The sequence below is a fragment of the Haloferax denitrificans ATCC 35960 genome, from assembly GCF_000337795.1.
In the GTDB taxonomy this organism is placed as follows: Archaea; Halobacteriota; Halobacteria; order Halobacteriales; family Haloferacaceae; genus Haloferax; species Haloferax denitrificans.
The window spans coordinates 187,569-211,652 of record NZ_AOLP01000004.1; the positions used below are offsets into that span (position 1 = coordinate 187,569).

At 64.0% G+C, this 24,084-nt stretch carries 21 protein-coding genes and 1 pseudogene; 14 read left to right on the plus strand and 8 right to left on the minus strand.

Annotation, left to right across the window (positions count from 1 at the left end; all coding sequences use genetic code 11):
• The 5 genes from C438_RS03755 to C438_RS03775 all read right to left on the minus strand — a co-directional run bounded on the left by C438_RS03755 (position 1) and on the right by C438_RS03775 (position 5,340).
• Entirely contained in the window at positions 1-978 is a 978-nt protein-coding gene (locus tag C438_RS03755) for an MBL fold metallo-hydrolase (protein ID WP_004967934.1), read from the minus strand.
• Positions 975-2,480 (minus strand): UbiD family decarboxylase domain-containing protein, encoded by a 1,506-nt coding sequence (locus C438_RS03760; protein ID WP_004967935.1) that lies wholly within the window; start codon positions 2,478-2,480, stop codon positions 975-977. The genes C438_RS03755 and C438_RS03760 overlap by 4 nt, the downstream gene beginning before the upstream one ends.
• Positions 2,480-3,991, minus strand: coding sequence for a UbiD family decarboxylase (locus tag C438_RS03765; protein WP_004967936.1), 1,512 nt, complete (start codon positions 3,989-3,991; stop codon positions 2,480-2,482). Before C438_RS03765 ends, C438_RS03760 begins: the two co-directional genes overlap by 1 nt.
• The gene (locus C438_RS03770) at positions 3,988-4,491 is read right to left on the minus strand and encodes a hypothetical protein (RefSeq protein ID WP_004967937.1); all 504 of its coding nucleotides are present in this window, start codon (positions 4,489-4,491) and stop codon (positions 3,988-3,990) included. Before C438_RS03770 ends, C438_RS03765 begins: the two co-directional genes overlap by 4 nt.
• Before the next feature lie 339 nt (positions 4,492-4,830).
• Positions 4,831-5,340, minus strand: coding sequence for a gamma carbonic anhydrase family protein (locus C438_RS03775; protein WP_004967938.1), 510 nt, complete (start codon positions 5,338-5,340; stop codon positions 4,831-4,833).
• 116 nt (positions 5,341-5,456) lie between these two features.
• Here C438_RS03775 and C438_RS03780 point away from each other — a divergent pair, with 116 nt between their 5' ends.
• From C438_RS03780 to gdoA, 7 genes are all read left to right on the plus strand, one after another.
• Entirely contained in the window at positions 5,457-6,335 is an 879-nt protein-coding gene (locus C438_RS03780) for a fumarylacetoacetate hydrolase family protein (protein WP_004967939.1), read from the plus strand.
• Between the two features lie 350 nt (positions 6,336-6,685).
• Positions 6,686-9,712 carry an FAD-binding and (Fe-S)-binding domain-containing protein gene (locus C438_RS03785; protein ID WP_004967940.1) on the plus strand — a complete coding sequence of 1,009 codons (3,027 nt, stop codon included), beginning with the start codon at positions 6,686-6,688 and terminating at the stop codon, positions 9,710-9,712.
• 111 nt (positions 9,713-9,823) lie between these two features.
• On the plus strand, positions 9,824-11,239 hold the full coding sequence (locus C438_RS03790; protein ID WP_004967941.1) for an acetate--CoA ligase family protein: 1,416 nt from the start codon (positions 9,824-9,826) through the stop codon (positions 11,237-11,239).
• A complete protein-coding gene (locus tag C438_RS03795; RefSeq protein WP_004967942.1) occupies positions 11,232-11,933 on the plus strand; it encodes an acetate--CoA ligase family protein in 702 nt (233 codons plus the stop codon). Before C438_RS03790 ends, C438_RS03795 begins: the two co-directional genes overlap by 8 nt.
• Positions 11,930-12,340 (plus strand): acyl-CoA thioesterase, encoded by a 411-nt coding sequence (locus C438_RS03800; protein ID WP_004967943.1) that lies wholly within the window; start codon positions 11,930-11,932, stop codon positions 12,338-12,340. The genes C438_RS03795 and C438_RS03800 overlap by 4 nt, the downstream gene beginning before the upstream one ends.
• Positions 12,341-12,410: 70 nt before the next feature.
• Positions 12,411-12,587, plus strand: a complete 177-nt coding sequence (locus C438_RS19615; protein WP_004967944.1) for a Trm112 family protein — start codon at positions 12,411-12,413, stop codon at positions 12,585-12,587.
• A 103-nt stretch (positions 12,588-12,690) separates the two neighbouring features.
• Positions 12,691-13,767, plus strand: coding sequence for a gentisate 1,2-dioxygenase (gdoA, locus tag C438_RS03805; RefSeq protein ID WP_049917710.1), 1,077 nt, complete (start codon positions 12,691-12,693; stop codon positions 13,765-13,767).
• 99 nt (positions 13,768-13,866) lie between these two features.
• Here gdoA and C438_RS03810 read toward each other — a convergent pair whose 3' ends face one another.
• Together C438_RS03810 and C438_RS03815 are read right to left on the minus strand one after the other, a co-directional pair.
• Positions 13,867-14,388, minus strand: a complete 522-nt coding sequence (locus C438_RS03810) for a helix-turn-helix domain-containing protein (protein ID WP_004967946.1) — start codon at positions 14,386-14,388, stop codon at positions 13,867-13,869.
• Positions 14,389-14,599: 211 nt separating this feature from the next.
• Positions 14,600-15,256, minus strand: coding sequence for an ABC transporter ATP-binding protein (locus tag C438_RS03815; RefSeq protein WP_004967947.1), 657 nt, complete (start codon positions 15,254-15,256; stop codon positions 14,600-14,602).
• Positions 15,257-15,293: 37 nt separating this feature from the next.
• Between C438_RS03815 and C438_RS03820 the strand changes: the two are divergent.
• From C438_RS03820 to C438_RS03830, 4 genes and pseudogenes are all read left to right on the plus strand, one after another.
• Positions 15,294-15,611: pseudogene (locus C438_RS03820) on the plus strand (acyl-CoA dehydrogenase family protein); the annotation flags it as partial.
• Between the two features lie 454 nt (positions 15,612-16,065).
• Positions 16,066-16,935: an SDR family oxidoreductase gene (locus C438_RS03825; protein ID WP_004967949.1), complete on the plus strand. Its 870-nt coding sequence runs from the start codon at positions 16,066-16,068 to the stop codon at positions 16,933-16,935.
• A gap of 303 nt (positions 16,936-17,238) precedes the next feature.
• Positions 17,239-17,493 (plus strand): iron-containing alcohol dehydrogenase, encoded by a 255-nt coding sequence (locus tag C438_RS20240; RefSeq protein ID WP_204365895.1) that lies wholly within the window; start codon positions 17,239-17,241, stop codon positions 17,491-17,493.
• 741 nt (positions 17,494-18,234) lie between these two features.
• The gene (locus C438_RS03830; protein WP_004967950.1) at positions 18,235-19,098 is read left to right on the plus strand and encodes an MBL fold metallo-hydrolase; all 864 of its coding nucleotides are present in this window, start codon (positions 18,235-18,237) and stop codon (positions 19,096-19,098) included.
• A gap of 263 nt (positions 19,099-19,361) precedes the next feature.
• Here the strand turns inward: C438_RS03830 and C438_RS18915 are convergent, their stop codons facing one another.
• Positions 19,362-19,763, minus strand: coding sequence for a VOC family protein (locus tag C438_RS18915; RefSeq protein ID WP_004967952.1), 402 nt, complete (start codon positions 19,761-19,763; stop codon positions 19,362-19,364).
• A gap of 153 nt (positions 19,764-19,916) precedes the next feature.
• Here C438_RS18915 and C438_RS03845 point away from each other — a divergent pair, with 153 nt between their 5' ends.
• The 3 genes from C438_RS03845 to C438_RS03855 all read left to right on the plus strand — a co-directional run bounded on the left by C438_RS03845 (position 19,917) and on the right by C438_RS03855 (position 23,986).
• On the plus strand, positions 19,917-21,305 hold the full coding sequence (locus C438_RS03845) for a sugar ABC transporter substrate-binding protein (RefSeq protein ID WP_239640634.1): 1,389 nt from the start codon (positions 19,917-19,919) through the stop codon (positions 21,303-21,305).
• A 133-nt stretch (positions 21,306-21,438) separates the two neighbouring features.
• Positions 21,439-22,977: a sugar ABC transporter ATP-binding protein gene (locus C438_RS03850; RefSeq protein WP_004967954.1), complete on the plus strand. Its 1,539-nt coding sequence runs from the start codon at positions 21,439-21,441 to the stop codon at positions 22,975-22,977.
• A gap of 103 nt (positions 22,978-23,080) precedes the next feature.
• Positions 23,081-23,986, plus strand: coding sequence for an ABC transporter permease (locus C438_RS03855; protein WP_004967955.1), 906 nt, complete (start codon positions 23,081-23,083; stop codon positions 23,984-23,986).
• Positions 23,987-24,084: the final 98 nt, after the last annotated feature.

The following is a 24,084-nucleotide window of genomic DNA, read 5'->3' on the forward strand; positions in this document are numbered from 1 at the left end:
TCAGCGGTCGACGCCGTCGAACGACCGAGCGTCGCCCCTGACGTATCTGTCCGGCCCGACAGCGACCCGTTCGGCCAGCCCGCGGTCGGCGGCGAACGCCAGATGCGCGGCGGCCTCGCCGGCCCCCATCTTCGCGTGGATACCGCGCATCTCGCCGAACAGCGAGCGCGCGACGGCCCACGGAGTCACCCCGTCACCGTCCCGGTCGGGGAGCTCCGCGACGGCGGTTCGGACCCGCTCGGTGTGGTGGGAGCGAATCGCGTCGATTCGGTCGAAGAGCTCGACCGACGAGCCGTGGCCGGGGAACGCGACCGGCTGGGCGTCGGCCTCGCGGGCGCGCTCTCGAATTCGGTCGAGCGTGTCGAGGTACGTCGCGAGCGCGTCGGTCAGTCTGGTGTCGGTGCCGCCGACGTTCGGCGTGTACGTCGGGAGGACCGCGTCACCGAGAAACAGGACGTCTCCGGCGTCGAGCACGACGTGTCCCGCGGTGTGTCCCGGCGCGTGAACGACCTCGACACCCCCCACTGTCGCGCCGTCGGTGAGCGTGACGACGGGGTACTCGTCGGGCATCGGAGACGGCTCGTCGGCGTCTCGAAGTGCCGAAACGAGGGCGTCGGGAACCCCCCACTCGCGGAGGCGGCGGGCGTCTCGGTCCAGTCGGAGGTTCCGCTCGGCGGCGTACGCCGCGACTAACGGCGCGTCGGCTTCGTGCAGGGCGAGCGTCGCGTCGGCGGCCGCCGCGAGTCTGGGTGCCAACCCGGCGTGGTCGGCGTGCCAGTGGGTGACGACGACCGTCTCGACCCGCTCGACGGGGAGCCCCGCCGCCGACAACCCCGACCGCAGAACCTCCCACGACGCGTCTCCCGGCGGCCCCGGGTCGACGACGACGCCGCGGTCCGGGAGCACGTACGTGCTGTTTTCGCCTTCGGGGCTCGCGGCGGTGTGCGCGATGCGTTCTGTCCGCCCGACGGGGCTCACTCGTCACCACCGCCCGTCGCGTCGCCTCGCTGGCCCCGCGGTTCGTGTTCGTCGCCGTGGTCGAACCCCATGTCGGCCCAGTCGGCCCGGACGGCCTCGCGGAGCGCCTCGGGATACATGGTCTCGAAGGTGACGCGCGGGGCGATGAACTCCTCGTCCCACCGGGGGTCCCACGCGGCGTTGACGTAGACGTTCGCGCCCGTCGCGCCGTCCTGTCGGTAGTACGGCGCGCTCGCCGCGGGTGCGGCGGAGTCGGAGAACTCCCAGTCGTTCGCCGGGTGCGCCTTCACCCAGATATCGTCGAACGCCCGCGCGAGGTCCATCGGGCGGGTCTCGGTGTCGAGCACGACGATTTTGTCGAAGAGCCGCGAGAACGAAAACAGCGTGTTGGCGAGTTGCCACTCGAAGCCCGCGTACAGGATTTCGCTGGCGACGAGGCAGATGCCGAGTCCGGTCTCCGCGGGCAACGCGAGCCACTCGACCGGCGCGACGCCCCAGTAGTTGTTCACGCGGCCGTACAGGCGGGCGGACTCGATGACCGAAAGGAGCGCGCGGCCGTCGGCCATCGGCGCGCCGGTCGGCGAGAACGGGACGACCGGGTTCTCGCGGACGGTCACCCGTTCGGCGCGGGCCTCGACGGTCGCGGTCGCCATCGCGTCCTCCCACGGCTCCCGACGCGTCTCTGGCGCTCGACCCGCGTCGTCGCCGTCGGCGCGACCCGTAATCGTCGCGTCCACGAGCACCTCGCTTTCCGCCGGGACGGCTCCCGCGGCCGTCGAGGCCACCGGAACCGGCCCGAACGCGTTCGCGATGGCCGGCGCGCCGGCGACCTGCGTCTCGCCGACCCAGCGCATGATTGCGCCCACGAGCGCCGCCGGCGGCGTTCCGAGCGCGAAGGAGACGGTCGTCCCCGGGGCGACGTCGGCGGCGAGGTCCGCCGGGACCGAGAGCCTGAGCCCGTTGCTCCCGCGGACGGACCCCCGAACCGGGAACCACTCGACCGCGTCGGTATCGACCGCGTCGGACGCCCGTTCGCTGTCGGCATCGCCCCCGTCGTCGGCCGTTTTCGAGTGTGCGCCGAGGCCGAGGGTGACCGCCGGGACGCCGGTGTCCGAGACCGCCGGGAGTCCCAGCGACCGAAGGTCGGACACCGTCTCGGTGGCGGCCGCGGGTTCCACCGCGGGCACGGGACCGCCGTGGCGGGCGGCGACCAGCGCGTCGAGCACGTCGAGGTAGCCCGCGTCGAAGCCGAGTCCCAGCGCCGCGCCGAGACGCGACCAGGGGTCGCGCGAACGCACCGCGAGCCGGTCGGGACCGCCGAGTCCCCCGGCGAGGAGTCGCGCGTGGCCCCCGGCGTCCGTGAGGAGCACGGCCGGCCCGTTGGCCCGCGCCGCCTCGGCGCTCACCGCGAACGCGGTGTCCGCCCAGTGCGTCCGCTCGTCGATTCGGGCCAGGTCGTCGGCGTCGTCGAGCCGGTCGAGCAGGTCGCGAACGCCGAGCATTACAGGCTCCCTCCCTCGGTGCCGTCGACGGTGACACCGGCCGCCGAGAGGATTTCGCGGGCGCGTTCCCGGACGAAGTCGTCGTCGAGACCGGCGTCGGCGCGGTTCCCGTCGTCGTCGCCCGAAGTGGCGTCGATGTACGCCTTCGTCGTCTTGGTCTTGGACGTGCCGGTCTCGCCGTCCCCTTTCTCCTCCGGCGTCTGGTAGATGTTCAGGGGGACTTTCGGCATCGCGACCGTGCCGAACTGGTGGAAGTCCGACTCCGGGTCGGCGTGGAGCGCGAGCGATTCGAGCACCTCCCGAATCGACAGCGGGTCCACGTCCGAGTCGACGAACACGAAGAAGTCGACGTGGAGCATCCCCCACGTGGTGAAGATGAAGTTCGCCAGTTCGTGGAGGTATCCGGGGCGGGAGACGTCGGTCGAAACGACGTAGACGGTCCGGGAGGTGAACCGCCACGGAACGCACTTCTCGACGTCGTAGCCCGCCGTTCGCAGACCAAGCGTGGCGTCGGGTCCGACGCACGCCACTTCGAGCGTCGCGTTCGTGTTCAGCGTGTGGCCGACGCCCGAGCCCTCGACGCAGAACGGTATCACGGGCCGTCGTCGGTGGGTAATCGCGTCCACTTGGAGGACCGGCATGGAGCGGCGGGGACCGTGCATGTAGCCGAAGTAGTCCCCGAACGGTCCCTCGTCCAGTCGTTCGTTCGGCACTACGTGCCCCTCGACGACGATTTCGGCGTTCGCCGGCACCAACAGGTCGTTCGTCTCGCACTCGACGAGTTCGACCGGCTCGCGCTTCAGCCCGCCGGCGAACCCCGCCTCGTCGCGCCCCGTGGGAATCCACATCGAGGAGGTCACCTGCGTCGCGGGCTCTCCCCCGATGACGAGCGCGACCGGCATCGGCTCGCCCCGTCGTTCGTACTTGTAGTAGTAGATGTTCGGCGTCTGCTCGCCCGCGAGGAGAAGCAGGCTCGCGCGCTCGCCGTCCTGCACCATCGCCCGATGCACCGACCAGTCTATCCACTCCGAGTCGGGGTCCTTGACGACCATCGTGTGGAGGTTGGAGTACCGCCCGCCGTCGCCGGCGTGGATGTACGGCCACGGGAGCGACAGCAGGTTGGCGTCCTCGCCGCGCCGAACGACCTCCTTGCAGGGCGCGTCGCCGCCGTCGACGGTTTCGGGAGCGATGGGGCGCTTGAGCCGGTCGATGACCGTCTCGTAGTACTCGTCGGCGGACAGTCCCGGGTCCAGTCCGAGCGCGAGGGCGATTCGGTCCCACGGCCGCCGCCGACTGCCGCGGTACGGGTCGCCGACGAGTCGCGCGTCGATGTCCGTGTCCGCGACCGACTCGAAGAGCGGAATCCGGTCGTCGCGCTGGTTCGCGAGCATCGTTATCGCGCTCGCTTCGAGGTCCCACGAGACCGACCGGTCGATGCGAGCGACGTCGCCCCGGCGTTCGAGACGCGCGACGTACTCGCGGAGACTCTCCGTGGGGTGGTCGGCGCTCACGTCTCGTCACCACCGGTGAGCCGCCTCGAGAGGTCGTTTTGTTCGAGGCGGACTCGTCGCTCGACGTATCGGTCGAGGAGCAACGGCCGGGTCTCGGCGAGGTGTTGGGTCACGAACGTCCGGACCGCCTCGGAGACGGAGTCGTACTCCCCGGTCTCGACGAGGTACGTGACGAGGGCGCGGACGTCCTCGCTTCGCACCGTGACCACGTCGGACTGCGTTCGACTCTGCTCGATGCATCGGTCGAGGACGCCGTCGTCGACCGGGGCCCCGTCGAGGTCGGCCTCGATTATCTCGATATACCACTGCTCTTCGACGTTCTCGTGGGGGCCGCGGAGCACCGTCAGCGGTTCCGGGTCGTCGAGGTCGTGACTGTCCCGCGAGAGGCGCGCACGCGTCTGAAATATCTCCTTCGTCTCCTGATTCGTCACCTGAACCGTCACTTCCCCCCCCGTGTCTGCCGGCAGGTGGTCCTCGGACGTGATGTACTGCGGACTCATCCGACACACTCCCCTGCTCTGATTTCCAGCACCATTGGTGACACGCTCGTACTGCTGGTGCATAAAGTCATCGTGCCGATACCGGCGGCTACCCGGCCCGAGGGCGTAGAATACTTCACAGGTATACTTGACAGTATACCGCCAATTGTACACAATTATTCAGGATATGAAAACGCGTCGAACACCGGTTCGGCGGAACGATACTCGCCGAACCGCACGGTCGGGTTCGCATCGAACCCCCACTGCGGTCGGTACGTCACGTCGGTCCGTCTACGGTATTGTCTGAAAACCGATGAGCTGTCGACTGCGTGGCCCCGCCGGTGGCGGTCTCGGTGGCGGTCACTCCACGTAGCGATGCGGCCCGGCTTCGACGAACTCCCTGCCGAGTTCGACGTAGTGGTCGCGCGTGTCGTCGATTTCGGCCAGTTGCGCGTCCGAAAGCGGTCGGGTTTCCGCGGGGACGCCGTACGCGAGATGGCCCGACGGCACGGTCTGGTCGTGGGTGACGACGGCGTTCGCGGCGACGATGCTGTGGGACTCGACGGTCGCCCCGCCGAGGACGCGGCTCCCCATCCCGACGAGCGCGTCGTCCTCAACGGTCGCGAAATCGACGACCGCGCCGTGGCCGATGCTCACGCCGTCCCCGACCGTCGCGCCGTGGAGCATCGTGAACTCCTGTACGTTGGTGTCCGCGCCGACCGTCACGGCCCCCCGGTCGCCGCGGAGGCAGACGAACGGCCAGAGACTCGCGCGGGGTCCGACTGCGACATCTCCCACGAGGTACGCCATCTCCGAGACGGACGCGCGTTCGTCTATCACCGGTTCCATCCCGTCGAACGTGTGTTGCATTACCTCACGGTGCGACGCCGACCGGTATAGTGGTTCGTGTCACGGCGACGGGATGGGGTTCCCAGTCTACCTGAACCGGTGTAATTTAAACACCTGCGGGTAAATCAACGAGTGTAATGAAGTTCGTTCGATTCAACCAGAGCCAACTCGGTCTGTTGACCGACGACGGCGAGGGTATCGTCGATTTGACCGACCGCCTCGGGCTCACGAGCGACGAGCCGCTCGTCGAGTACATGGAAGGGGACTACGACGCGAGCGAGTACGTCGACGCCGACGCCGATGTCGACGTGTCGGACGTCACGCTCGAAGCGCCGGTCGAACGCCCCGGGAAGGTCATCGCCGCGCCGCTCAACTACGAGAACCACATCGCGGAGGCCATCGCGGACAAGGACATCACGACCGACGAGTGGTTCTCCATCAAGGACAAGGGCTACTTCCTGAAGGCCCCGTCGAGTGTCATCGGCCCCTCGGAGAACATCGTCATCCCGTTTTCCGACCGCCGAATCGACCACGAAATCGAACTCGCGTTCGTCATGGGCGAGGAGTCGAAAGACGTCTCCAACGACGAGGCGTGGGAGAACATCTTCGGCTACACGATTCTCCTCGACATCTCCGTCCGCGGCGACCAGGACCGCTCGAACCGGAAATCCTACGACACCTTCACCGTCGTCGGCCCCTGCGTCGTCACGCCCGACGAGGTCGGCGACCCCCAGTCTCTCGACCTCGAACTCGCCGTGAACGGCGAGGTCCGTCAGTCCGAAAACACCAGTGAGATGGTGTACACGTGCGCGGACGTCGTCCAGTACGCCTCCATCGGCGCGACGATAGAGGTCGGCGACGTCATCACGACCGGGACGCCGGAAGGCGTCGGCCCCCTCGCGGACGGCGACACCGTCGACGCGACAATCGAGAACATCGGTTCGATGACCGTCGGCGTCGAAGAACGCGACGTGTCGTTCGCCGACGTGGACGTCCAGAAGCACGGCCAGAACTGACCCGCTCCGCGGTTTTTCTGCGGGCCGACTGACCGCCCACGCGTCAGTCGCTCCGGTCGTCGGCAGTCCTGTCGTTTCGGTCGCCCGGCGGTCCTGTGGCGTTCCGGTCGCCCGGTGGCTCAGCCAGCCACCGGTGCGACGAGCGACCGGATGACGTGTGGTAGCGTAAGCCACTAATACGATGCCTTCGTCCGTTCGCGTGTACGAGAGTCAACGGCGACCGCCGCCGGTGTCGGTTCGGGGCTCTCCGAGACGACAGCCTCATCGCGGACGAGCGGAACCGACCCGGCACCGAGTTCGCCGACGCGACCACCGACCAAGACGTTGCGATTACTATCCGAGACCACCGCATGACGACGCGACAGACAGCCGCCACCGACCCGGCAGACGCATCGGACACGAACTACGACTACGTGAGCGACGACGTCGAACGGCCGGACCTCGTCGCCGCGCTCGAACGGCGCGTCAGCGGCGACGTCCGCTTCGACTCCTACTCCCGCCAGCTGTACGCGACCGACGCCAGCGCCTACGAGGTGACGCCCATCGGGGTCGTCTTCCCGGCGGACACCGAAGACGTCGCGGCGGTCGTCGAATACTGCGCACGGGAGGACGTCCCCGTGCTCCCGCGCGGCGGCGGGACGAGCCTCGCCGGACAGACGGTGAACGAGGCGGTCGTCCTCGACTTCACGAGATACATGGACGCGCCGCTGTCGGTCGACCCCGAGGCGCGGACGGCGCGCGTCCAGCCGGGCGTCACGCTCGCAAAGCTGAACGAGACGCTCGCGCCGCACGACCTGAAGTTCGCGCCCGACCCCGCCGCCGGGAACCGGAGCGTCATCGGCGGCGCAATCGGGAACAACTCGACGGGGTCGCACTCGCTGAAGTACGGCAAGACCGACGCCTACGTCGAGGAAGTCGAGGCCGTCCTCGCCGACGGGACGGTGACGACGTTCGGCGAGGTCACGCTGGACGCGCTCCGCGAGGGGGCCGACCCCGACGGGAGCATCCGAGAGCGCGTCTACGCCGAAGTCCACCGCATCCTCGAATCCGAGTCGGACCTCGTCCGCGAGCGCTACCCCGACCTGAAGCGCAACGTCTCGGGCTACAACCTCGATTGGCTCGTCGACGAGGCCGAGTCGGGGTCGGTGAACCTCGCTCGACTGCTCGCCGGCTCCGAGGGGACGCTCGCGCTCATCACCGAGGTCACCGTCTCGCTCGAACCCGTCCCGGAGACCAAAGCGGTCGCGCTTCTCACCTACGACGAGCTGATGACGGCGGTGAGAGACGTCGTGGCGGTCCTCGAACACGACCCGGCGGCCGTCGAGTTCATCGACGACACGCTCATCGACCTCGCCGGCGACACCTCGGAGTTCGAAGACGTCGTGGGGATGCTCCCCGACGGCACGCGGGCGGCGCTCCTCGTCGAGTTCTACGCCGAAGACGACGAGACCGGCCGCGAGAAGGTCGACGCGCTCGTCGCGGACCGCGTCGGCGAGAGCGCCGTCGACGCCATCGAGGCCCACGACGAGGCGGCGCGCGGCCGCGTCTGGAAGCTCCGGAAGGCCGGCAATCCGATTCTGCTCTCGCGGACGACCGACGAGAAACACCTCTCGTTCATCGAGGACTGCGCCGTTCCGGCCGAGCACCTCCCCGAGTTCGTCGGCGGATTCCGCGACGTGCTCGACGACCTCGGGACGTTCGCGGCGTTCTACGGCCACGCCGGGCCGGGCGTCCTGCACGTCCGCCCGCTCGTCACAACGAAGACCGCCGAGGGCCTCGCGACGTACGAGGAGATTTCCGACCGAGTGACCGAGCTCGTCGTCGACCTCGGCGGGAGCGTCTCGGGCGAACACGGCGACGGTCGGGCGCGCACCCAGTGGAACCGCAGGCTCTACGGCGACTCGCTGTGGGAGACGTTCCGAGAGCTGAAGACGGCGTACGACCCCGACTGGCTCCTCAACCCCGGACAGGTCTGCGGCTACGAACCGGACGAGTCGCTCCCGGACGACACGCCCGAGCGCGCCCGGCGCGTCTCGATGACCGACGACCTGCGATACGACCCCGACTACGAGTTCGACGCCGGCTTCGACCCCGCGCTCGAATGGGCGAACGACAACGGGTTCGAGGGGATGGCCGAACTCTGTCACGGCTGTGCCGGCTGTCGCGGCGACCAAGACACGACCGGCGGCGTGATGTGTCCGACCTACCGGGCCAGCGGCGAGGAGATACAGTCGACGCGCGGCCGCGCGAACCTCCTCCGGCAGGCGATGAGCGGCGACCTCTCGGCGGACGAGCAGTTCGACGTCGAGTTCATGCACGAGGTGCTCGACCTCTGTATCGGCTGTAAGGGCTGTTCGAACGACTGTCCGAGCGAGGTCGACATGGCGAAGCTGAAAGCCGAGATGACCCACGAGTACCACCGCCGCGAGGGGGCGAGCCTCCGCGATAAGCTGTTCGCCAACGTCGACACGCTCTCGAAGGTGGGGAGCGCGTTCGCGCCCGTCTCGAACTGGGCGACGAAACTCCCGGGCGCGCGGTCCCTGTTGGAGTCCGCGGTCGGCATCACGTCCGAGGCGACGCTCCCGTCGTTCGAGCGCGAGACGCTCCACGACTGGTTCGAGGCCCGCGGCGGGTCGCAGGTCGCCCCGGCGGACGCCGAGCGGACGGCCGTCTTCTTCGTCGACACGTACACGAACTACAGTCACCCGGAACCCGGAAAAGCGGCCGTGCGCGTGCTGGAGGCGGCGGGCGTTCGCGTCGAACTCGCGGACCACACCGACAGCGGCCGGCCCGCGCATTCGAAAGGCTTTCTCGATATCTCGCGGGACACGGCGCGCGAGAACGTCGCAGAACTCGCCCCGAAGGTCGAATCGGGACGCGACGTGGTGTTGGTCGAGCCCTCGGACGCGGTGATGCTCCAGTCGGACTACCTCGACCTGCTCTCGGGGCCCGCCGTCGAGCGGGTCGCTCGCAACACCTACGGCGTGATGGAGTACCTCGATTCGTTCCGACTCGACGAGCGACTGGCGTTCGACGCGCCGAGCGAGTCGCTCGCCTACCACGGCCACTGTCACCAGAAGTCCGTGAAGAAAGACCACCACGCGGTCGGGGTGCTCAGGCGCGCCGGCTACGCGGTCGACCCGCTCGATTCGGGCTGTTGCGGGATGGCCGGAAGCTTCGGCTACGAGGCCGAACACCGGTCGATGAGCGACGCTATCGGGGACATCCTCTTCGAGCAGGTGGCGGCGAGCGACGGACAGCGGGTCGTCGCGCCGGGCGCGTCGTGTCGGACCCAACTCGGCGACCGCGACGACGACGCGGAACGCCCCCCGACACCAATCGAACAGGTCGAGCGGGCCGTCCGAACCGCACGGTAGAACGGGGGGCTCCGAACAAGGTAGAACGGCCCGTCCCGAACCGCATCGGAGTCGGCCTGAGCGCCGACCCGCGGACGCCCGCGACGGCGGGTCCGCGGGGTCGAAAGCACTATGCTCCTGTTCCGAATACGTGCTGACGTGACTCACCAATTCGAACTCGACAGACTGTTCGACCCGTCTTCTATCGCGGTCGTCGGGGCGTCGACGAAGGAGGGAAAAATCGGCTACGAGGCGATGGAGAACGTCCACGACTTCGGCGGGCGGGTCTACCCCGTCAACCCGTCCGCCGAGGGCACCGCGTTCGGCGAACCGTTCGTCGCGTCGGTGACCGACATCGACGACGACGTCGACCTCGCGTTGCTCTGTGTTCCCGCGCCGGTCGTGCCGGAGGTCATCGAAGAGTGCGGCGCGGCGGGCGTGGGTGCCGCCGTCATCTACTCCGGCGGCTTCGCCGAGGCCGGCGACGACGGCGCGGAGATACAGCGCCGACTCACCGAGACTGCCAACGAACACGGCATCGCCCTGCTCGGCCCGAACACGAGCGGCTTCGTCATCCCCCGGACGGGGCTGTACGGCTCGTTCGCCACCGGCGTCGAGAGCTTCCCGGCGGGCGACCTCGCAATCGTCGCCCAGAGCGGCGGCGTCGCCCACTCCATCGCGTTTCAGGCGACCCGCGAGCGACGCGGGCTCTCCGCGATGGTCGGGCTGGGCAACCGCGCGAACGTCGGCTTCGAAGAGGTCATCGAATACCTCGACGGCGACCCCGACACCGGCGCAATCGTACTCCACGTCGAGGGGACCGACGACGCGCGCTCGCTCCTCGAAACCTGCTACGACGCGGAGACGCCCATCTTCGCCTACAAGGTCGGTGAAGCGGACGTCGGCGACTTCGCCGAGTCGCACACCGGCGCGCTCACCGGCGACCACGCGCTCTATCAGGCCGGGTTCGCGCAGTACGGGGTGCCGACGGTCGACTCGACGAGCCAACTCCTCGACGCCGGCCACGTCGCGGCGACCGCGCCGCTCCCGGACGGGACGAACGTCGGCGTCGTGACGGCGCAGGCCGGCCCCGGTATCATCATCGCGGACCGCCTGAAACAGGCGGGCGTCTCGCTCCCGCCGCTCGAAGACGAGACGAGGGCGACGGTGAACGAGATTCTCCCCGGCATCACGTACTCGGCGAACCCTGTCGACACGGGGCGGCCGATGCCGGAGTTCGGCGAGGTTGTCCGCGCGGTCGCGGCCGACGAGAACGTCGACGCCGTCCTCGTGTACGAGCTTCACGAGGCCGCGCTCGGGTTCCCCACCGAGGACCTCGACGGGCTCGCGGAGTCCGTCGGAAAGCCGGTCGTGTTCGCGACGGCCGGCCCCGAATCGCTCCTCGAACCGGACCGCGAGGAACTCGAATCCGTCGGCGTCCCCGTGTTCGAGTCGCCCGAGCGGGCCGCCGATACTATCGCCGCGCTCGCCGAGTATGCGCGCGTCACTGCGGACGCCGCGCCCGCGGAGGTGGTCGACAATGCGTGAGTCGGACCCCATCGAACGGGCTCGCGCCGACGGCCGGACGACGCTCACCGAGGCCGAGGCGAAGGGGCTTCTCGCCGACGCGGGCATCGAGACCCCGGCGTTCGAAGTCGCCTCGACGCCCGAGGACGCCGCCGCGGCGGCCGAGCGAATCGGGTTCCCTGTCGTGCTCAAAGTCTCCTCGCCGGCGGTGACCCACAAAAGCGAGTGGATGGGCGGACTGGGCGTGACTGTCGGCGTCGCGGACGCCGACGAGGCCGCGGCCGTCGCGGCGGACGTCTTCGACGCCGCCGCCGACAGCGGTATCGACGCCGACGTGCTGGTCGAAGCCGCCGCCGACGTCGACGCCGGCACTGAGGTCATCGTCGGCGGGCTTCGGGACCCCTCGTTCGGTCCCGTCGTGCTCACCGGACTCGGCGGCGTCTTCACCGAGATATTCGAAGACACCGCCCATCGATTGGCCCCGGTCACGCAGGCGACGGCGCGGGCGGCGGTACAGGAGTTGCGGTCAGCGCCGCTTCTCGAAGGCTATCGCGGGAGCGACCGGGCGGACATCGACGCGCTCGCGGGCGTCGTCAAGCGCGTCGGCGACCTGCTCGTCGAGCGGGAGGACATCGCCGAAATCGACGTGAACCCGGTGTTGGTGACGCCGAGCGGTGCGACCGCACTCGACGCGCTCGTGGTGCTCGAAGAATGACCGGCTTCACGCGCACGTGGACGGTCCGGTTCTCCGACACGGACCCCTTCGGCATCGCGCACTACCCCCGCATCGTCGACACGCTCCACGAGAGTTCGGACATGTTCATGGAGGAGGTCGGCTTCCCGCTCTGGGAAATCTCTCTGGAATACGACTTCGGGCTCCCGCTCGTCGAAATCGACTTCGAGTTCGAGCGCCCGATGGAAGCCGGCGACAAAATCGAGATAACCATCACGCCGACGCTCGGCACCCGGAGCCTCCGCTTCGACTACGTCGCGCGCAACCAAGACGGCGAGGTGACGTTCACCGGCCACGAGACCCGCGTCTGTGCGAGCACGGACGACGTCAGTTCGCGCGACCTCCCGGTCGAACTCCGAGAGGCCATCGAACCGTACACCGAGGGGTGACTCACGCCGGCGTCGCCGCGGTCGAGGCGACCGACGACATGTTTTTGTGACGTCCGAACCGTGTGGCCGTATGGCCGAGTTCGAAAACATCTACGCCAAATCGAACCCGTTCGTTCGGGCCCATTTCGACTGCCCGACCTGCGGCGGAAAGCTCTGGGAGTACGCCATTCAGGGGCAGATGGTCTGCGAGGACTGCCGCGAGCTGTACCCCTCGAAGGAGATATTCGACGCGCAAGTGAGCCAGTAGCGACCCGGGTGGCGGGTGACGGGTGACGGCGTCCGCCCGTAGCGACGCCACGCGACGAGAATGGACCCATACATTTATGAAGAATCCTCGGGAACTTTACACCATGGCTGAACAAGAGCCGAAGGAACTCCTAGAGATGAGTACCGACACGGAGCGTCTCCTCGAGGAGAACGACCTGCGACCCCTCTGGGAAGTCGAAAAGGACTTCGGAAACCAATTCGGCGGGTTCGAGGCGGACATCTGGAAGTGGGAGGATATCCAGGCATCCATCGACGCCATCGAACAGGACGTCCCCATCGCGGACCTCCCGCCGGGGTTCCAGCGACGCGTCGCCGTGCCCGTCAACACGGGATACCGAAACGCCATCTCGAACACGATTTACGTCGGCGTCCAGACGGTCTCGCCCGGCGAGACCGCGCCGGCACACCGACACGGGGCGAACGCGCTTCGGTTCACTATCGACGGGAGCGAGGACATGAAGACCGTCGTCGCGGGCGAGGAGTTCCCCATGCGGGACAACGACCTCATCACGACGCCGCAGTGGGAGTGGCACGACCACGTCAACGACGGCGATGAGACGGCCGCGTGGCTCGACGTGCTCGACCTCCCGCTCGTCCTCGACTCGCTCAACGCGCGCAACACCTTCGAGAACCACGAACTCGACCGCCAGCCCGTGACGAAGTCGCAGGGGTACTGGGAGTCGCAGTACGGACGCGCCCGCCCGTTCGAGGACACGAAAGAAGACGGGATTCCCGGCCCCTTCGAGGGGAACTGCGCCGCGACGCCGCCGTACCGATTCAGCTGGAAAGACACCCTCCAGACTCTCCGACAGCGAGCGGACAACGACGACCCGGACCCGCACGACGGCTACAGCCTCTCGTACGTCAACCCCGCGACCGGACAGCCGCCGCTGTTCCCGACGATGTCGTTCCGCGCGCAGTTGCTCCAAGAGGAGACCGACCCGCACTTCCACAACGCCGTCGACGCGTACTTCGTCATCGAGGGCGAGGGCGCGACGCACGTCGGCGACGACGTGCTCGAATGGAGCGAACGCGACATCTTCGTGATTCCGCCGGACGAGATTCACCACCACGACCCCGACGGCGAAGCGATTCTCCTCGGGATGACCGACCGCCCGGTGTTCGAGGCGTTCAACTTCTACGCCGAGGCCGAACCGTAGCCTCGCGGGGTCCAGTTCCGGGCCATTCTGTTCGCGCCTCGGCGGATACCGCCGGGGCGAGTGGGTACCGCCGGGCAGGAGCGCGACTCCGGCCGTCGGTCAGTCGTCGGCGTCCTCTTTGAGGTGGTCGAACAGTTGCGGTTCGGTCCCGAACTTCAGCACGTTGGTCATCACCGAACTGCGGACGTTGTGGACCATCTTCCCGTGGTCCTTGTAGAAGTCGTGGAGCCACCGGGACTGCACCTCTCGGCTCGGGAACATCATGACCGCCTTCCACTGATACTCGCCGTCGGAGAGGAAATAAAAGAGCGTGTACTGGCTATCGCGGAGGAACTCCATCGTCTCCCGCCAGTGGTCCGCGAAGTTCTCCGGGTTGAACTTGAACTCCATCAGCGAGAACGTGAAGTAGTCTTCGTTCGGGATGATGGCCTCCCGAAACACGCCCGCGCTCCGCATGTCGCGAATCGATTTGCTGACCGTCACGTGCGAGACATCGATGTCGTACTCCTCTTTGAGCACGGTCGTCAGCTCCCGAGCGGAGAGCTGTGGGTCGCGGCCGAGTTCGCGGAGAATGATGATATCGCGGTCTTTGAATTCCCAGTCGGGTCGTTTGTTGGTCATATTGAATCGATTTTCGACGGCGGGGTATGATAGGTTTTCGGAGCCGTCTGCAGTTTGTGTCCCGCCGAGGAGACCCGTCCCGATGCGAAAGCCGCACCGAACCCAGTCTCGTATCGACACAGTCGGTCGGACCGACGCGAGCCGAAGACGGACAGTCGGCGAGCGTTCGAGCGTTCGGTTCCCCTCGCGCTCGGGACGCGAGTCGAACGCGTCAGACGCCGAGATACTCCTGTCGGAGGTCTTCGTCTTCTCTGAGCCGCGCCGTCGTCACCTCGTTGACGAGGTTGCCCTCCTCCAGGATGTAATGTCGGTCGGCGATTGCCATGGCCGCGGCGACGTTCTGTTCGACCATGAGCACCGTCACGCCGCGCTCTTCGTTTATCCGCCGGATGCCCGCTTCGACCTGCCGGACGATCGTCGGCGCGAGGCCCTCGCACGGCTCGTCGAGTAGCATCAACTCCGGGTTCGCGACGAGGGCGCGAGCGATGGAGACCATCTGCTGTTGCCCGCCGCTTAGGTTCTTCGCGTCGCGGTCGCGTATCTGGTCGAGTTCGGGGAAGAACTCGAACATCTCGGACTCGGGGAGGGGGTCGTCGACGGACGTCGCCGCCACGTGGATGTTCTCCGCGACGGTCAATCGCGGGAAGCACCGCCGCTCTTCCGGAACGTAGCCGAGGCCGAGGTCGGCGATTTCGTGTGTCGGGCAGGCGAGCAGGTCCGTCCCCCGGAACGTCATCGACCCGTCGATTACGCGAGGCGTCTCAGCGCCGACAATCGAGCGAATAGTGGTCGTCTTCCCGGCACCGTTTCGCCCTAACAGCGAGACCGTCTCGCCCTCCGAAATCGCCATGTCGATGCCGAACAGCACCTGTCCGGTCTCGTACCCGGCTTCGAGTTCGTCGTCGATTAAGGAGTATCAAGCCATCCAACACAAGATTGCGGAGATGGGCTCTGCGGTCGAGGCCGCTCGGTCGCTGACCTATCGCGCCGCCTCCGCGAGCGACCGCGGGGACGACGACGCGATGAAGCTCGCGAGTATGGCGAAGCAGTTCGCCAGCGTACGGGCCGTCGAGGTCGCTGACGAAGCCGTTCAGGTACACGGCGGACCGGGATACGTCGAGGACAACCTGGTCGAGAAGTACTACCGTGACGCCCGTATCACGAAGATATACGAGGGGACGAACGAGATACAGAAGAACATCATCGCCCGCGAACTTCTCTGAGGGAGCGCAACCGTACTCACGGCCGCCCCGCATTCCACCGTCCCGCCGTCACGTCGTCGACGACGCGCCGCCGGCGAGGGCTGTGGGAATTGATGTGTTCCGACCGAGAGCATTGCATAGACTGTTCTCGGTGCCCGTTTCCTGCCCTGCTGAGTCGGAGCACCGTGAACCGAGCGAGTATACACAGACGTATACAGTAACTAGAACCGACATGTTCGGGCACACACCATTACAGCTCTATGCACGTAACTGACATGAACAATAACGAACATACACGAAGGATCATATTGAATGATTATATAATGTATACATCAATGTATATTCGTTTGGGTCGAGACGCGAGATACTCAGTCGCGTTCGCGGTCGCACCCAACGACCGAGAGGCAACGACGGGTCGAAAGCGGGGCGAGACGCACGTATATCTTATAAGGTTTGACAGTGCAGAACAGTACGAATGACGAACCTTCTTGACGGAAACGTGTACGTCGTCGCCGGCGGTGGCGGCGACCTCGGTCGAGCCACCGCGGAGGAGTTGGCCGCGAACGGTGCGACAGTCGTCGTCACCGACCTCGGAACGTCGATCGCGGGCGAGGGCACCGCGGAAGACCCAGCCGCGACGACCGCCGAAGCAATCGAAGCCGGCGGCGGCGAGGCGATGGCGCACGTCGGCGACATAACCAGCCTGGAGTACACGGAGACCCTCATAGAGGACACCCTCGAAGCGTACGGGCGAATCGACGGGGCGGTCAACTACGCCGGCATCCTCCGCGACTCGTATCTCACGAACATGACGGGCGAGGAGTGGGACGCCGTGATTCACGTTCATCTGCGCGGCCACTTCTCGCTCCTCCGGAACCTCGCTCGCCACTGGCGCGACCGCGACGAGGAGACCGAAGGCGGGCTCGCGTCGGAGCGGTCCTTCGTGAGCGTCACGAGTCCGTCGGCGCTCGGGAACGTCGGGCAGGCGAACTACGGAGCGGCGAAGGCGGGCATCCTCGGACTCACGCGGACGGCGGCACGGGAACTCGCCGCGTCGAACGTCAGAGTGAACGCCCTGTTACCCATCGCGTACACGCGGATGACCGAGGGCCTCCTCGACGACGAGTCGAAGTCGGCGGAGAAAATCGCGCCGGTCGTCGCCGCGCTGATGAGCGACGACGCGGCCGGTATCACCGGCCGGACGATACGCGCCGTCGGCGACTCCGTCAGCGTCCTCTCGGAGCCCGAAATCGAGCGAACCGCGATAAACGAAAACGGCTGGACGGCCGACCGCCTCACGTCGGTATTCCACGACGAACTGGGGCTCGGTGACGGCTCGGGGTAGCCGCCGGTCGAGACGCCACCGTTCGGGCTGGGGAGGAATCGAGCACTTCGCCGGAATCTCGCCTTCGAACGGGGGATTCGACTCGCAATTAGCCTAGCCTCCGATGCTCGGTGAGCCACCCGTGTCGGATTCTATATAGCGACATAAGGTTTTCCCGTTTGGTTCTCCGTTTTCGTCAGATGCCGCTTAAACTCATTGTCGTGCATGGACAACGAGCTAATCAAAAATTTAGGGAATATTTCATATCTGCGCTAACTACGAACACCCCAGTCCTTAGAATCAGCACTTCACGAAGCCACTTAGTTGAGACGTGTCCCACAATTCCTAACAGCGTCGAAAGACACGCTAATTGGATCGAATCTCCGGCAGGCAGTTCACCAAGGCGCGGCCAACGACCAAGCACGTTACGATATGTGTTTCGCCGCGACGCTCGCGGGTCAGGCGTTCGTAAATTCAGGCCTCGGCGCGGTTCACGCGTTGACCTATCCACTCGTCGTCGAACACGGTATCGGCCACGGGTTCAAATGCGGTACCCCTCCCTCACGTTATGGAGTATGACGTTCCGTCTGAACCCGACCGGTTCGCCGAAATTGCGACCCTCCTCGGCCAGCGCGAGGGACCCCCGGCGACACGACGCTAGACCTCGCTACGAGAGCGTGGATGCGGTGAAACAGCTCAACGAAGACACCGGGACGTTGACGTTGTTCTCCGGATTCCGAAGCGAACCGATACTGTGGTAGCTCCACATGGCCAGAACCCTATACGCGTTTGTTCACTATCGTTGCACAAAAATCGATATGGATCAATTAGAATTACACAATTACGTTTGTAATTCTATATTCGATACAATCTGAACTATCGCAAACTCGTTCACTCGTGTCGCACACTGAGTTTTTGGAGCGTTTCTGCCTCGCCAGATTGCAGTTCAGAAAGTCCGTCACTCTGTCCTTCGAGACCGTTGTTCTACGAGGTGGTGACTTGTCTCCAATCTGCATCCACCCTCACGACCTTCCGACTCATTCGGTAATGACACTAACTTAGGGATTGTCATTCTTTAGAAACCCGAAACGATTTGCAGAGAATGAGCCGCTCCATCGACGCCCGTTCTGGTGCGATACTCTCTGCGGATAGTCTTACAGAAACGAAACTCAACTCAGGGCGGTCACTACCACGGCGTGCCTTCATGCTCACCGAAACGCGTTCCTATTGGTATCCTGATACAAACACATCAATTTTTACACACCCCCGAAAGATTCAAACTCGTACGGGGTATCTCATCCGAACGAGTCGATTCTAGCCATGACAGAAGACACGATACATTCGACGTGGGGCGACTGGCTCGTCAGCGAAATCGAACAGACTTCCCCAGGTGGCGTCTCGATATGGTACCTCGGTTGCAACGGCTTCGTCGTTCGTTCTGCGACGACTACACTCTACATCGACCCTTATTTCGCTGATGCAAGCCCGCCGGGGCTCGTTCGGATGATTCCGGTACCCATGAACCCTATCGACGCAACGGAGTGTGACGGTGTCCTCACTACACATGAACACATCGACCATATGCACCCACCATCTTACGGCCCGTTGCTCGACGATGGCGGGATGCTCTACGCGCCAAGTGCTTGCTACGAGTCAGCCGACTACCATGGCGACCTGCGTGTCAACGAGGACCAGCGGGAGGTTATTGCCGCGGGTGACTCATTCACAGTTGGTGATTTTAAAGTGCACGTCCGTGGTGCTAACGACAGTGACGCCATCGAACCCGTATCATACGTCATCGAGCACGACACGGGAACATTCTTCCACGGCGGTGATAGCAAACCAGCTGCTGAATTCGAGGCTATCGGCGACGAGTTCGATATCGACCTCGGCGTTCTCGCGATTGGTACGGTTGGGCGGGTCTACCACGAGGCTGAAAACGAAACCCGTTCCACGAAGTGGTACATGACGACGAGCGAGTCTGTCGAGGCGGCGAACGCGCTCCAACTTGACCGCTTCCTGCCTTCTCACTACGATATGTGGAAAGGCGTGCTCGACGACCCGAAGTCCCTACACGAAGACGTCGCATCTTTCGAGTACCCCCGCAGTCTCGAAATTGTGCGTATCGGTGACCGTGTCGATCTGGATTCAACCGGTGTCGTTCCACCATCGTCCCATCGTTGAAATTACAACTGGTAACTCGCTTCTGGTCGGCCGAGTTCGGCGAAAAGCACGGATTCGGCGGTGAACAACTCGAACTCCGTCCAACCGTGCAGGGTGCTCACGATGTTGACATCGGTCGAGAGCAAGGCGACCCCACACCCGACGGGACGGGAGTAATCAAACCTGCGTGCACGCGCGAAGAACACGAGAGTTGAGTACGGCGTCTACGACTGTCGTCCACTATAGGCGTCATGGAGAGGACGTGGCATCAATTATTGCCAAGCTCAGCCCGTGGGCGACTCGACGAGTTCGATTCGTGTATTATCGGGACCACTGCAGAAGGCGTACCGTGTTTCATCGAGTTCGAATGGCTCCATGAGAATCTCGTCGTCATTCCAGTCCTCGAGTGCGGTATCTATGTTGTCGACCTCGACTCCGTAGTGAGCAATACCGGGTTCGAGAGGTTCGACAAGTCCTGCGGCCTCGTAGGGAGTGGGGTGAACGACGAAAACTGTCTTGTCGGCGAGTTCGAGAGCAGCGTACTGAACGTCACGTTCCCAGTCACCCTTTTTGATTCGACCCTGGTCCATGACGTTGACCCCTAAGAGGTCTTCTAGGGAAGCAACTGTGTTAGCGACATTAACCGTACGGAGACCGATGTGCGAGAACGTTTCTGGAACGACCATACGTTGTAGTGGACGACGAGGGACGAAAACGTTACTCAAATGCAACGATGTGCGAATAGCCCCACTTCATCAGATGTCTCACACGCACTATCGTGTAATATAATCAACAATCATAAGGCTTTTGTGAGGTGGATACAAACCGAGTTCTTGCATATGGCAAACCATAGCAGAGTCGAGGGAACCAACCAACAACGTCGCCGATACCTGAAGGCTGTCGGTGGGGTGGTTGGCGCGACAACGATAACTTCTCTCGCTGGGTGTACTGGCGGCTCTGACAACGGGGCAGGTAACGGTGGAACCGATACACCAACAGAATCAACGGCAGAAAGTGGGGACGACAACGGCTACAGTGAGACGATAGACAAGGCGTTCATGTCCCCTGACAGTCTTAAGATAGACCTCTGGAAGGCATTCCTCAACGGGATGAAGGAGGCGGCAGAGGACTTCGGCCTTTCTGCGAGCGCACAGGACCATGGTGGTCAACTGAGCAAGCAGATATCACAGATTGAAGGAGCGATTACCAGCGGCGCGGATATGATAGCCGCCACCGCACCGAGTGACTCGGGTGTTCGATCGCTCGCGGAGACTGCTGTGGACAACGGCGTCCCATTCTTTGAGTATTGGTCGATGGGCAAATGGCTGGTGCCATCTTCTGTGGGTCCGGAATTCGTCCAGTACCAGATTCCGGAGACGTTCCACGCCGGAGCGATTCCCGCCAAAATCCTTTTCGAGGAGATGGGTGGCTCGGGGAACGTCGTCGTCATCCTCGGCCCGAAGGGACACATCGGATCCTATCGCTACGAGGGGTTCAAGCAGGCCGCAGAGGAATATCCCGACATCAACGTCCTCGCCCACCAGTACTCCGGTGGGTGGACCCGCAAGAAAGGACGCGAAGTGATGTCAGCGTTCGTCTCGAACTACGGCGACGACATCGACGGCGTCTACTGCAACAACGGCACACTCGGTCTCGGTGCGGCGTCGATTCTCTCCGAGAACGACATGGCGATTCCGTTCACCGGGTTCGATGGCGCGCTCTCGAACATCGAGTACATCCGCAATAATGGGCCGGACTCCGGTGAACCATACCAGGTCCAAGAGCAAGCAGCACCACCGTTCTGGCAGGGCGGTTGGGCCGTCGCAAAGGCGTGGGACTGGCTCCACGGATGGCGGCCCAAGGTTCCGGAGCGCATGCTGTGGGTTCGGACACTGACAGTTCTCAACCCGGAACTGGACCAGTCGAAGTTCAGTGACCTCAACACCCGCTTTGCCACGCCGGAGAAGTACATGTCCGTCGCTTACAGCGACGGGCACTCCCCGTACGACTGGAAGGCGATGTCCGTCCACGAAAGTGGGGACGACTGGGACCCCCAACACCGCATTGTCCCCATTCGGAAGTCCGAGTGGGAGCAACTCAAGTGGACGGAGGAGAACAAGCCTAGCAACCTGCAGATTCCGGATGCCTACGACGACGAAGCCCTCTTCAACCAAGTTGACGAGGACTACAAGCAACGAAATCAGAACGGGGCAAATCCGTACCTATAACCCCAACTGTCACCAGTAATATCGAACAAAGAATGAACACCACACAACCAACGTCCAAAACCGGGGCACTCCGAGTCGTTCGATGAATTCAAACGTCGATTCAGCCGACCACGCCGTACAAAATTCTGACTCGATGGTCCGTTTCCGAGTCGAAAACATCCGGAAAGAGTTCACCAACGTCGTCGCGCTGGACAATGTCAGCCTCGAGTTACGGACCGGTGAAGTAGTAGGGCTCGTGGGTGAGAACGGTGCGGGTAAAAGCACCCTGCTGAACATCCTCAGTGGAATCTACCAGCAAGACCAGGGCCACATCTACGTCGACGGGGACAGAGTGTCGATCACGAACCCTCGGATGGCATCCCATCAGGGTGTCGCTATCGTCCACCAGGAACACAACGTCATCCCGAACCTATCAGGCTACGAGAACCTGTTCCTGGAGCAATTCCCGGACTACTCGACCGCTGGCGTCCTCGATTCTGACACCCTCAAACGCGAGGGTGCAGAGATTTTGAGCTCACTCGGTATCGATCTGGACCTCGAGAAACGTGTCGCGAACTACTCGTTCAGCGACCGGCAGATGCTGAGCATCGCGAAGGCGTTCACCGAGACGGTCCACACCGACCACCCGATAATACTGCTTGACGAGCCGACTGCGGGCCTCGAGGAGGACGGCCGTGACCTGTTGTTCGACCGTATCGAGGACCTCCGAGACCAGGCCTCGTTCGTGTTCGTATCTCACGAACTCGACGAAGTCCTCGAGATCAGCGACCGCATCTACGTCCTTCGGGACGGCAAAATCGTCAACCATTTCGAGCAGGAAAACGCCACTGAGGACAAGCTCCAACAGAGCATGGTTGGCCGCGAGGTTTCGGAAGAGTACTACCAGGCCTCCGACCAGCGCGACGTCGAGAACAGCGAAGTAGCCCTCACAGTGTCGAATCTCGGCAACGAGGGACACTTCGAGGACGTCTCTTTCGACGTCCGCGAGGGCGAGATATTCGGAATCTGTGGTGTGATGGGTAGCGGGAAGAGCGCCCTCGGCCGCGTGCTCAGCGGGGTAGACGCCGCGGACACCGGCGAGCTCGCCATCGACGGTACCGCCGTCGAGACGGGTTCCGTCCACCGGATGGTCAACCAGGGTATCGGCTACGTCCCTAAAGAACGCCAGTCTGAGGGAACGCTTCTCTACCAACCGTTGCGAGTCAACGTTTCGTTGCCGAGTATCGGTACCGACCTCGTCGCCGACCGCGTGCCTGGGTTGGGAACAGTCCCCTGGCTCATCGACTTCGAGAAGGAAGACGAGATGGCAGAGGACATCGTTGAGCGGCTCAACGTCAAGACGCCCAGCATCGAGTCGCCGCTCATCAATCTCAGCGGCGGCAACCAGCAGAAAGTCGTCCTCGGAAAGAATCTCCAGCGCGAGGTTTCGGTCCTCGTTATGGACAACGTGACACGCGGCATCGACGTCGGTGCCAAAGAGGAGGTGTACCGCATACTCCGCCAGCTCGCCGACGACGGTGTCTCGATGGTCTTCATCGCAGACGAACTACCCGAACTCATCGGGATGAGCAACCGCATTGGCGTGATGCACGAAGGCGAGTTGGTTGACGTAGTCGACTCACCACCCGGAGATAAACCAATGGAATCGGAACTAATCAGAAAGATGATATAAAATGTCAGAAGAAACCTCAGGCAATCCAGTTGTCGATTGGCTCGGAGAGTATCGAAAGAACCGCTCGGTCACAGACCTCCTCGTAGACTTGGGTCCGTTCCTGATGCTATTGATACTGATAGCGGTCTTTACGGCCACATCAGAAGTGTTCCTGACCTACGACAACCTGGTCGGGAACGTGATGATGAACAGCATGATTCTGCTGTTCGTCGCCTTGGCCGGTACCTTCCCCATCCTCCAGCAGAGCATCGACCTGTCGGTCGAATCGATCGTCTCGCTGTCGGGGGTCATCACGGCGATACTTATCAACGACTACCAGCTCGGTATGCTCGCTCTCCTGCTTGGCATCCTCGCAGGGACGGGCGTCGGCGTGCTGAACGGCGTTGTCTTCGCGAAGGGGAAGATTCCCTCCTTCCTCGTAACGCTCGGTTCGCTATCCATCTTCAGTGGGTCGGCCCTGTTGATGACCGGCGGCTACTCGGTGCCGTTCAACGCGCCGGGCATCCGGCAGATTGCCATCGGAAACACCATCCCACAGGTTCCGAACCTCGTCGTCTGGGGCCTGGTCGTTTACGTGTTAGTGTCGCTGATGGCGTGGAAGACGACATTCGGGCGCTACACGTACGCCCTCGGAGAGAACGAACGGGTCGCTGACTTCTCGGGTGTAAATGTCGACCGGTACAAGATCGGCGCGTTCGTCGTCTCCGGGACGCTCTGTGGCCTTGCTGGTGTCCTGCTGACCGCACGCATCTCCTCGGCGACACCGGGCATGGGCAGCGGTCTGCTCCTACAGTCCATCGCGGCCATCGTGATGGGCGGTACCGCGCTGACCGGCGGCGTCGGCGGTCCGCACAGGACAATTCTCGGCGTCCTCGTCATCGGCGTACTGACGAACGGCATGAACCTCCTTGGTATCCAGTCGTTCGTTCAGGAGATCATCCTCGGGTTCGTCGTCATCCTCGCTGTTGCGATGTCGATGGACCGTGACAAGATCGACATCGTGAAATAATCCATCAAGCATCCTCCCGACCGGTCGGACGCGGCACGCCCGACCAATCGGGGACACTTCGAACCAGAGATAGGTACTAACAACCGGACGAAACCAAT

Coding starts and splice junctions, on each gene's coding strand:
- C438_RS03760 (WP_004967935.1), bottom strand. CDS start 2,480: ATGCTCGGCGTTCGCGACCTGCTCGACCGGCTCGACGACGCCGACGAC.
- C438_RS03770 (WP_004967937.1), bottom strand. CDS start 4,491: ATGAGTCCGCAGTACATCACGTCCGAGGACCACCTGCCGGCAGACACG.
- C438_RS03775 (WP_004967938.1), bottom strand. CDS start 5,340: ATGCAACACACGTTCGACGGGATGGAACCGGTGATAGACGAACGCGCG.
- C438_RS03780 (WP_004967939.1), top strand. CDS start 5,457: ATGAAGTTCGTTCGATTCAACCAGAGCCAACTCGGTCTGTTGACCGAC.
- C438_RS03785 (WP_004967940.1), top strand. CDS start 6,686: ATGACGACGCGACAGACAGCCGCCACCGACCCGGCAGACGCATCGGAC.
- C438_RS03790 (WP_004967941.1), top strand. CDS start 9,824: ATGCTCCTGTTCCGAATACGTGCTGACGTGACTCACCAATTCGAACTC.
- C438_RS03795 (WP_004967942.1), top strand. CDS start 11,232: ATGCGTGAGTCGGACCCCATCGAACGGGCTCGCGCCGACGGCCGGACG.
- C438_RS03800 (WP_004967943.1), top strand. CDS start 11,930: ATGACCGGCTTCACGCGCACGTGGACGGTCCGGTTCTCCGACACGGAC.
- C438_RS19615 (WP_004967944.1), top strand. CDS start 12,411: ATGGCCGAGTTCGAAAACATCTACGCCAAATCGAACCCGTTCGTTCGG.
- gdoA (WP_049917710.1), top strand. CDS start 12,691: ATGGCTGAACAAGAGCCGAAGGAACTCCTAGAGATGAGTACCGACACG.
- C438_RS03810 (WP_004967946.1), bottom strand. CDS start 14,388: ATGACCAACAAACGACCCGACTGGGAATTCAAAGACCGCGATATCATC.
- C438_RS03825 (WP_004967949.1), top strand. CDS start 16,066: ATGACGAACCTTCTTGACGGAAACGTGTACGTCGTCGCCGGCGGTGGC.
- C438_RS03830 (WP_004967950.1), top strand. CDS start 18,235: ATGACAGAAGACACGATACATTCGACGTGGGGCGACTGGCTCGTCAGC.
- C438_RS18915 (WP_004967952.1), bottom strand. CDS start 19,763: ATGGTCGTTCCAGAAACGTTCTCGCACATCGGTCTCCGTACGGTTAAT.
- C438_RS03845 (WP_239640634.1), top strand. CDS start 19,917: ATGGCAAACCATAGCAGAGTCGAGGGAACCAACCAACAACGTCGCCGA.
- C438_RS03850 (WP_004967954.1), top strand. CDS start 21,439: ATGGTCCGTTTCCGAGTCGAAAACATCCGGAAAGAGTTCACCAACGTC.
- C438_RS03855 (WP_004967955.1), top strand. CDS start 23,081: ATGCTATTGATACTGATAGCGGTCTTTACGGCCACATCAGAAGTGTTC.